11 protein-coding genes and 1 rRNA gene are annotated in these 9,747 nt (G+C 27.3%); 9 read left to right on the top strand and 3 right to left on the bottom strand.

Annotated features, from left to right (window positions below; genetic code table 11):
• A 5S ribosomal RNA gene (rrf, locus tag JOC62_RS18885) occupies nt 1-89 on the top strand; the annotation flags it as partial.
• Between the two features lie 20 nt (nt 90-109).
• Here the strand turns inward: rrf and JOC62_RS18880 are convergent.
• The gene (locus JOC62_RS18880; RefSeq protein ID WP_204596822.1) at nt 110-490 is read right to left on the bottom strand and encodes a rhodanese-like domain-containing protein; all 381 of its coding nucleotides are present in this window, start codon (nt 488-490) and stop codon (nt 110-112) included.
• A 223-nt stretch (nt 491-713) separates the two neighbouring features.
• On the opposite strand from JOC62_RS18880, the gene JOC62_RS18875 reads away from it, so the two are divergent.
• The 6 genes from JOC62_RS18875 to hcp all read left to right on the top strand — a co-directional run bounded on the left by JOC62_RS18875 (nt 714) and on the right by hcp (nt 6,247).
• Complete coding sequence (locus JOC62_RS18875) at nt 714-1,319, top strand: YdcF family protein (protein WP_243425116.1); 606 nt, start codon at nt 714-716, stop codon at nt 1,317-1,319.
• A 29-nt stretch (nt 1,320-1,348) separates the two neighbouring features.
• Nucleotides 1,349-1,621, top strand: coding sequence for a DUF1653 domain-containing protein (locus JOC62_RS18870; protein ID WP_204596820.1), 273 nt, complete (start codon nt 1,349-1,351; stop codon nt 1,619-1,621).
• Nucleotides 1,622-1,920: 299 nt separating this feature from the next.
• On the top strand, nt 1,921-2,637 hold the full coding sequence (locus tag JOC62_RS18865; RefSeq protein ID WP_204596819.1) for a Crp/Fnr family transcriptional regulator: 717 nt from the start codon (nt 1,921-1,923) through the stop codon (nt 2,635-2,637).
• A 195-nt stretch (nt 2,638-2,832) separates the two neighbouring features.
• On the top strand, nt 2,833-3,531 hold the full coding sequence (ric, locus tag JOC62_RS18860; RefSeq protein ID WP_204596818.1) for an iron-sulfur cluster repair di-iron protein: 699 nt from the start codon (nt 2,833-2,835) through the stop codon (nt 3,529-3,531).
• 101 nt (nt 3,532-3,632) lie between these two features.
• Entirely contained in the window at nt 3,633-4,394 is a 762-nt protein-coding gene (locus tag JOC62_RS18855) for a DUF438 domain-containing protein (protein WP_204596817.1), read from the top strand.
• Nucleotides 4,395-4,597: 203 nt separating this feature from the next.
• Nucleotides 4,598-6,247 (top strand): hydroxylamine reductase, encoded by a 1,650-nt coding sequence (gene hcp, locus JOC62_RS18850; protein ID WP_204596816.1) that lies wholly within the window; start codon nt 4,598-4,600, stop codon nt 6,245-6,247.
• A gap of 105 nt (nt 6,248-6,352) precedes the next feature.
• Here the strand turns inward: hcp and JOC62_RS18845 are convergent, their stop codons facing one another.
• On the bottom strand, nt 6,353-6,628 hold the full coding sequence (locus tag JOC62_RS18845; RefSeq protein WP_204596815.1) for a hypothetical protein: 276 nt from the start codon (nt 6,626-6,628) through the stop codon (nt 6,353-6,355).
• Between the two features lie 237 nt (nt 6,629-6,865).
• Between JOC62_RS18845 and JOC62_RS18840 the strand changes: the two genes are divergently transcribed.
• Nucleotides 6,866-7,219 (top strand): hypothetical protein, encoded by a 354-nt coding sequence (locus tag JOC62_RS18840; protein ID WP_204596814.1) that lies wholly within the window; start codon nt 6,866-6,868, stop codon nt 7,217-7,219.
• An 87-nt stretch (nt 7,220-7,306) separates the two neighbouring features.
• On the opposite strand, the gene JOC62_RS18835 is transcribed toward JOC62_RS18840, so the two are convergent.
• Nucleotides 7,307-8,053 (bottom strand): gamma-glutamyl-gamma-aminobutyrate hydrolase family protein, encoded by a 747-nt coding sequence (locus tag JOC62_RS18835; protein ID WP_204596813.1) that lies wholly within the window; start codon nt 8,051-8,053, stop codon nt 7,307-7,309.
• A 704-nt stretch (nt 8,054-8,757) separates the two neighbouring features.
• Between JOC62_RS18835 and JOC62_RS18830 the strand changes: the two genes are divergently transcribed.
• Nucleotides 8,758-9,747 (top strand): sigma 54-interacting transcriptional regulator (locus JOC62_RS18830; protein ID WP_204596812.1); only part of this gene is annotated, 990 nt, incomplete at its 3' end.

Raw genomic sequence — 9,747 nt, 5'->3', positions numbered from 1 at the left:
TCCTTCCCATTCCGAACAGGAAAGTTAAGCTCTATAGCGCCAATGGTACTGCACGGGAGACTGTGTGGGAGAGTAGGACGTTGCCAGGTGAGTAACGAAAAGAGATAGTTTAATTACTATCTCTTTTTTCTTTGTTTAAGAAAAATATTTTTATTCCACCAAATAAAATTTTACATCTTCTTATGCCTATAAATTTTGCATATAAAAAGATTATAGGACTTCTTAATCGCCCTCTAGAACAACCTATAACTATTGGATAAGTTCCATTATTAGATAAGATCATCAAACGCTTTTTTATATAATTTTTATTTCTATAAAGGCTTACTAATATTATAGGTATAGCTAATGGATAAAAAGACTTTATTCTTATATGGTCATCTTCATTTATTATTGGAATATTATATTGAAATAATCGCATATTATTGAATTCAGATACTGTTCTTACATCTATAGTAATTTCATCAGTTATATTTTCAAATCTAATAAACATTTCTATTATCTCCTTAGAACAAAAATTAATTTATATTCTAATTTATGGTATTATTATCTAAAAGGATGGTGAGTATGTGAGTGTTATAATTTTAATATTAGGCATTATATGTATATTATATTTTACTTTTGTTAATTTAGTATTTGGATATACTACATTTAGTATTTTTTACTTGGTAATAGGACTAATTATAATTTTCTATTATTTCTTCAGAAAAAGACTAATGAAAATTGCATGGCTTAAAAAAATCATTAAGCCATTAAGAGCATTATCAATATTAGGAATAATAATTTTTATTGTTGTAGAAGGAATTATTATTATGTATCCTAAAAAATCTGTGGAGAAAAGTGATTATGTACTAGTTCTTGGAGCAGGTATAAGAGGTGAAAATTTAACAACTACATTAAGGGATAGACTTAATGCTGCAATAAAATATATGGATGAGACTAACTTTAAAGGAGATATAATAGTATCTGGAGGACAAGGACCAGGAGAAAGCATAACAGAAGCTGAAGCTATGAGAAGATACCTAGTAAAAAAAGGTATAAATAGTGATAAAATAATATTAGAAAATAAATCAACTAATACATTTCAAAATTTTAAATATACAAAAGAAAGGGTAAAAGATGAAGAGAAAAGTGATATAGTAAATGCTGATGTTACAGTAATTACTACAGATTTTCATGCACTAAGAAGTAGTATTATTGCTAAGAGAAATGGTTATGAAAATATAAAATTTTATAGCAGCAATACTGAATGGTATTTGGTACCATCAATGTATGCAAGAGAATTTTTTGCATTTTTTAAATCTTTAGTATTTGATAGATAATATATTTATTTTTAGGAGGAGGAAGTCATATGAATAGATCCATAGAAAATTTAAAAGGAAGAGTTGTTAAGCACTTTAAAGGAAAGTTATATTTAGTAATAGATGTAGCAAGACATTCTGAAACTATGGAAGAGCTAGTTGTATATAAAGCTTTATATGGTGATTTTGGTATATTTGTTAGACCTTTAAATATGTTTTTAAGTGAAGTAGATAAGAATAAATATCCTAACTGTAACCAAAAATATAGATTTCAAGAAATTAATCATGAAGATATAGATAATATAAAAGAAGCATTAATATAATATATCTAATTAAATATAATAAGAATATGATTGCTAAACCTAATATGAAGTAGACATTAGGTTTAGTTTTTTATTTTAAAAAATATATCCAAAAGTTTAGAGTATATTAATAGAGAAATTATAACTTTAAAAATAAAACTCTCATTTACATAAGATAAAAAGAAAGTAGAATATTTAATTAACTGTAGATAATGTTAAATTTAATGTTATCTGTAAGTTTTAGTTTTTAAAAGTTTTATAAGAGTGTTATTATATAAAAGATAGGTAGAAAAGACGAAAATTTAATTAGGAGGTATGTAATGAAAAAAAATTGTAATTGTCATGGCTGCAATCAGGGTGAACCGGTATGTGCAAAGCATATATCAATATTCTCATCACTATCAGATTCTGAATTACAGAACATAATTAAAATGGTAATTAGAAGAGAATATATAAAAGGGGAAGTACTTTGTAGAGAGGGCGAGATATCTGATAATTTATTTCTTATAAGAGAAGGAAAAGTTAAACTTTCAAAAATGACGAGAGATGGAAAAGAACAAATATTACATATACTAACTAAAGGAGACTTCTTTGGTGAAACAAATTTATTTGATGATATAGAAAGCAGCTTTACAGCAACTGCAATAAATAATGCAAAGATATGCACATTATCAAGAACTAATTTAGAAGGCATATTAAATCAAAATCCTGGAATATCAATGAAAATATTAAAGGAATTGGCTCATAGGCTTGCAGAAACAGAGGATTTAGCAAAGGTTCTTGCAACAAAGGATGTAGAAGCAAGAGTAGCAAGTATGCTTTTAGAATTCTCAGAGAAGTATGGAAAACTAGTTGATGATAATATACATATAGAACTCCCTATAAATAGAGAAGATATGGCTAACTATTGTGGAGTTACTAGAGAAACAATAAGTAGAAAACTTTCTAAATTTGAAAGTGAAAATATAATAAATTTAAAGGGAAATAAAATAATAATAGTAAAAGATATAGATTTACTAAAAGATTTATCAGAATAAGGTTTTTACTTTTATTAATATTAGTATTAAAGGGACTAGATTAAATTGATCTAGTTTCTTTTTTTATATCTTTTATTTTATAAAAAATTGAAAAATAAAAAATTTTGATTTAAATCATATTAAATAACTAAGAATTAAATTAAAATCTAGTCATAGTTAAGAGAGCACGAATATTTTAAGAGATAAGGGGAGATTTTGATGAATAGATTAAATAAAGAACAAAAATTAGGTGAAGTAGTGGCCATGTTTCCAGGAGCTGCAAGAATTTTTAATAAAGAAGGTATTGATTATTGTTGTCATGGGGATAGAACACTTGAAAGTGCATTATTAGAAAAAGAAATAGAAGTAATAGGATTTTTAAACGAAATAAATAAATCATATGATGAATTTTTAAATTCAAAGGAAGCATATATAGATTGGAGAAAAGAAGATCCAAATAAATTAATAGATAATATAGTTGATACACATCATGCTTTTACTTATAGAGAGCTTATAGAAATAGACCAATTATTATTAAAGATATTAAAGGTACATTATCATCACAGTGGAGAAGAATTAAAAACAGTTCATAAGTTATTTGGAGCATTAAAAACAGAGCTTGAGGAACATTTAATTAAAGAAGAGGAAGAATTATTCCCAATGATAAAGGAATACTTTAAAAATCCATCTGAAGAATTAAGAGATTCAATAATGAAGTTTGTTGGAGTAATCGAAAATGAGCATACAGGGGCAGGTCATATACTTCAAGATCTTTATAGAGAAACAAATGGATATAAGACACCAGAAGGAGCTTGTACAACCTTTAATTTAGTATATAAAAAGCTAGATGCATTAGAAAAAGATTTATTTATCCATATTCATAAAGAAAATAGTATCCTATTCAAAATAATTTAAGATTAACTAATAATGAATATATAAAATTAAAGATTAATTAGTAGTAGATATATAAATATAGAAAAAGCAATAAGGCTATTTAAAATAGGGAGGCTAATGAAATGAAACAAGAAAGAATTAATGAATTAACAGCAGTTTTAAGAAAATTAAATACAGGAAATATATCAGATGAGTTAAGAAAAGAAGCGTTAGAAATAGTTAAAAATATAGATCCTATAGAGTTATCTATAGCAGAGCAAAATTTAATTGATGAGGGTATGAATCCTCATGATTTAAGACATTTATGTGATATACATATGGAAGTATTAAAGGATGAACTTGAAAAGATAAAAAGTAAATTAGAGGTTGGACATGTAGTTAATACACTTATTGTTGAGCATGATAAGATATTAGAATTCTTAACTAGATTAGAAGAGTTAAATGGTGAAGTTCAAAAGTTAGATTCTATAAAAGGTAATGAAAATTATATAGCAGAGTTAAAAACTGTTATAGATAATATACTAGATGCTGAGCTTCATCATAAAAGAGAAGAGGACGTTTTATTTATTGAATTAGAGAACGATGGTATTACTGGACCAACTAGAATTATGAGAATGGAACATGATGATTTAAGAGGAAAGAAGAGAGCTATTAAAGAGTTATTAAACTGTGTAGATTATATACCATTTGATGATTTTAAAGAAAGATTAGAAGAGTTAACTGCATACTTAGTATTTAATTTAAGAGACCATATATTTAAAGAAAATACAATATTATATCCTACAGCAATAGATAGCATAACTGATTCTAAGCTTTGGAGCGATATGAAGAAAAGATGCGATGAGATAGGATATTGTAGTTTTACACCAAAGGAAATTATTTAGAAAATATGTAATTTAAATGAAACTTATTAGGTAAATTTTAAAAAATTCAGAACTGTAACTAATGTTACAGAAGAAATTATATCTTAGTAGTATACTCAGTATTGTAAGTGAGATGCTTACAGAATTTAAAAATAAACATAAGAATCATCTAGAAATTAAATATAAATATCAAAATTAAGAGTTAAATAGAGGAGGAAATTATAATGTCAATGTTTTGTTTTCAATGTCAAGAAACAGCAGGATGTAAGGGCTGTACTGTAAGAGGTGTTTGTGGTAAAACTGAAGATGTAGCAAAGATTCAAGACCTTTTAGTATTCGTAACAAAGGGGTTAGCTACAGTAGCAAATGAAGGAAGAAAAGTAGGAGTTATCGATAATAAAGTTGATAAATACATAACAGAAAATTTATTTATTACAATAACAAATGCTAACTTTGACTTTAAGGCAATAGAAAAGAGAGTTAAAGAAACTTTAGCATTAAGAGAAGAATTAAAAGAAAAAGTACAAGCTGCTGGTGGAAATCCTGTAGGAGATGACTTCCACGGATGTGCAACTTGGACTGCAACTACAGAAGAAGAAATGATGGAAAAGGCTTCAAGCGTAGGAGTACTTGCTACAGAAAATGAAGATGTAAGAAGCTTAAGAGAGCTTATAGTATACGGATTAAAAGGTATGTCAGCTTACATGAAGCATGCTATGAACTTAGGTTATGATAAAGAAGAGATACATGCATTTATGGCAAGAGCATTAGTTCAAACTTTAAATGACTCATTAACAGCTGATGAGTTAACAGCATTAGCTTTAGAAGCAGGTAAGTTTGGTGTTGATGGAATGGCTCTATTAGATGCTGCAAACACAGGAACTTATGGACATCCAGAAATAACTAAGGTTGATATCGGAGTTAGAAATAATCCTGGTATATTAATCTCAGGTCATGATTTAAAAGATTTAGAAATGTTATTAGAACAAACTAAAGGAACTGGAGTAGATGTTTATACTCACGGTGAAATGCTTGCTGGACAATACTATCCAGAATTCAAGAAATATGATCACTTCGCAGGAAACTACGGAAATGCTTGGTGGTTACAAAACAAAGAGTTTGCTTCATTTAATGGACCAATACTTATGACAACTAACTGTATCACACCAGTTCAAGATTCATACAGAGATAGAATATTTACAACTGGAGCAGTTGGATATGAAGGTTGTGCTCATATAGAAGCAGATAAAGATGGTAAGAAGGATTTCTCACAAATCATAGAACTTGCTAAGAAATGTGAAGCTCCAACTCAAATAGAAAAAGGAGAAATCATCGGTGGATTCGCTCATAACCAAGTTTTAGCTTTAGCTGATCAAGTTGTTGATGCTGTTAAGACTGGAGCAATCAAGAGATTCTTTGTAATGGCTGGATGTGATGGTAGAGCTAAATCAAGAAACTACTACACAGAATTTGCAGAAAAATTACCAAAAGATGCTGTAATATTAACAGCTGGATGTGCTAAATACAAATACAACAAATTAGACCTTGGAGATATAAATGGAATTCCAAGAGTATTAGATGCAGGACAATGTAATGACTCATACTCATTAGTAGTAATAGCATTAAAACTTGCTGAAGTATTTGGATTAGATGATGTAAATAAATTACCTATATCATATAACATAGCTTGGTATGAACAAAAAGCTGTAATAGTATTATTATCATTATTACACTTAGGTGTTAAGAACATACACTTAGGACCAACATTACCAGCATTCCTTTCACCAAATGTAGCTAAAGTATTAGTTGAAAACTTTGGTATCGGAGGAATTACAAACGTAGAAGATGATATGAAGATGTTCTACGAACTATAATCACAATTAATTAAATTAATATAACTAACTAAACTAATATAAATAACCACACATCAAAAAGATAGCATGTACACTAAACATGCTATCTTTTTTATACTTCTTTATTTATATTTTCTCAATTATTAATTGCTGTGCTCCAAGTATTGGAGTGAAGTTATCACTTATTGGTAGCTTGCTTTGATAAGATTTAGAATTTAATACTCTTTGCTGTACTGAATATTTTGTGTTATCTACTTTTATGTAGATTTTAAAGGTACTAGATTTATCTAGAATTTTAACTTTGTGTTTAAGCTTTTGAAAAAAATCCATACAATAATTTTCAATATCACATTTTGTGTTTAAACTTTTATTTGGTTCTAGTAAATAGTAATTTTTAAGCATATTAGTACACCTCCAAAGGAAATTATAAATAAACTTATTTCTAATAATAGTAACTCATTTAAAATTTTAATAAAGAGTTATATGTAAAAATGTACTAAAATTTAACATAAATTACAACTGGGGAAGACTAGTAGAAGTAATCAAAGACAAATTGTGTATCTTATTAGTAATTATATAAGCAAAATAAAATCACGATTATATAATAAAAGTAGAAGTTTATTTAAGTGAGGGATAGATATGAATTTTTTAGATAGTATGAAAGAATTAGCTGATACTGCTACAAAAAATGTAACATCACTATCAAAGAGCACTGCATTAAAAATAGAAACAAAAATGAAGATAAGAGATTTAAAGAATGAAATCGATGATCTAAATATAGTAATTAGAAAAAGTAATGAGAAAATAGGTTCTATGTTTGTCGATGAATTTAAAAATAAAATATCAATGGATGAAGAACAAGTTAAAAACTTAATTTATAAAATAGATGATAGTATAAGTAGAATAGCTGACATAAATATTGAAATTGAAGAGGTAGAGAAAGATCTCTTAGAAAAATTAGATGATATTGAGAGAGAAAAATATGAAGATTAAGTAGTATACCATTTACGTATATTATAGTGATTTCTTAGTAGAAAAAGGGCAGTGTGCAAAAATTAAGTGTACACTGCACTTTATTTATTATATTAATTTATTTTTGTTGTTTTTGCACTCAAGGAGGAAATATCTAAAAATATTACTCATGTCTTTGGATTTATAAAACATCATTTCAGGATGCCACTGAACTCCAAGCTTAAATGAACCAGTTGTGTTTTCTATAGCTTCTATAACATTATCGTTAGATATAGCAGCAATTTTTAATCCTTCTCCAACCTTCTTTATTGCTTGATGATGATAAGAATTAACTAAAGAATTTTTACCAAGTATTCTGTTTAATTTAGTACCATCTTCTATAATTATTCTATGGGTTCCATCATATTCAAAAGCATCTTGATCGTGCTTAATAAAGCTTCCTTTTATTAAAGATATATCCTGATATATTGTTCCACCGTGGACTACATTTAATATTTGATTTCCTCTGCAAATACCAAGGATAGGTTTATTTAAATTTTCAAATTCATTTATTAGTTTAATTTCAAATTCATCTCTCTCATTAAGGATTCTTCCTAATTTATAGTTTGGATCCTCATCATAATTTAATGGATCAACATCATAACCGCCTGAAAGAAGCAAACCATCTAAGAGTTTTGCATATTCTTTTATAACATTAATGTCATTATTAATTGGTAAAATGAAAGGAAATCCTCCTGCATTTAAAATGGCATTAACATAATTTTCACTTAGAGAAATAATTTTACGGCCTGCCATCTTTTCAGAAGTATCTATAGTTAAAGATGCAGAAATACCAATAAGGGGTTTAATACTCACTTTATCCTCCTCCTTAGTTAGTGCTATTACTATAATTAATATGTAAGTAGTAAGTATTTTGCTATATGTATATAACAAATTTAAATATTGCTAAATACGATTTATAATAAATATAGTATTTGCAAAATATATAAAATAATAATATCTATAAATGTATCGAAATTATTTGAAGCAAACTTTCTCTATGGTATATTAACTGAAAATATAATAGCAAACTTAATATCTCCAAATACAAAGCTATTTTAACAACAGGAGTTAAGGGAGGACTTACAGCATTCTCCACTTTCTCATGTGAAACAGTTAGTATGTTCAAACCTAGGAGAATACATATTAGGGGCGTCTAAATTACTTTTAAATGTTATTTTAAGTCTTGTTGAAGTAATTATAGGAATGTCCCTTGAAAAATTATTAGTATAAAAATAGTTAATATGAAAATTAATAATATATATAAAGATGCATATATTAAGGAAGATGAGGAAAAGTATTAAGGTTTTAATATAATAAAGGGACAAATATACTTATATTAAGGAAGTGGTATTTAATGTAGCACTTATTTTAAATAGATTGCTTTACATAATATAAGTCTAAAATATTGACAAAAGGTAAAATATTTTGTATATTTTACAAATAAATTGAAAGACATTAAGAACAAGGGTTAAAATCGATTTAAGTATAACTTTTATTTAAAGAAAGGGGGACTATTATTGAAAAGAATAGAAAAGATCTATAGTTACCTAAATGAAGTTTGTTTGGGATATAAGAAAGAGGACCTTGATGAAAATATAGGAGTAAGTGCACAAGATATTGGAGATAAACTTGATATATTAAGAAATAATGTAAGTAAGGAACTAAATGAGCTTTGTAGAAATAAAAAAGCAATAAAGATTAAATGCAGGCCAGTTAGATACTTTGATAGAGAAATTTTTCAAAAAATATTTGATGTTAGACTTTCTGAAGATATTACAGAGATTGATGATATAAAATCATTACTTAATAAACAAAAGGAGGAAGAAGAGAATAAATCACCTTTTGATTATCTTATAGGATATGATACTAGCTTAAAGACACAAATTGAGCAAGCAAAGGCGGCTATAATTTATCCTCCAAATGGATTACATACATTAATAGTAGGACCAACAGGAGTTGGTAAAAGCTTGTTTGCAAATAGAATGTATAGCTATGCAAAATATATAGGAAGATTTAAAGAAGATTCACCATTTATAGTGTTCAATTGTGCAGATTATTACAATACTCCACAACTATTATTGTCACATATATTTGGACATGTTAAAGGTGCGTTTACAGGAGCTGACACTGAAAAAGATGGTATAGTTCAAAAGGCAGATGGTGGAATTCTATTTTTAGATGAAATACATAGATTACCTCCTGAGGGTCAAGAAATGGTATTTTATTTTATGGATACAGGTACATATAATAAGCTAGGAGAGACTGAAAGAAAAAGAAAAGCAAATGTATTAATCATAGGAGCTACAACTGAAGATCCAGCATCAACGCTTCTTAATACATTTGTTAGAAGAATTCCAATGACAGTTAGAATACCAAGTTTTGAAGAGAGATCTGTTAGAGATAAAATAGAAATAATAAAGCATTTATTACATAATGAAGCTGTTAGAGTAAATAAGCCGATAAAGATATCTGTTGAAGGAATAAAGGCTCTTATAGGGAGTACAACT

This window comes from Clostridium sardiniense (assembly GCF_016907995.1).
Classification (GTDB): domain Bacteria; phylum Bacillota; class Clostridia; order Clostridiales; family Clostridiaceae; genus Clostridium; species Clostridium sardiniense.
Note: the sequence above shows the minus strand (reverse complement) of the source record. Positions and strands in the feature narration are given on the sequence as shown.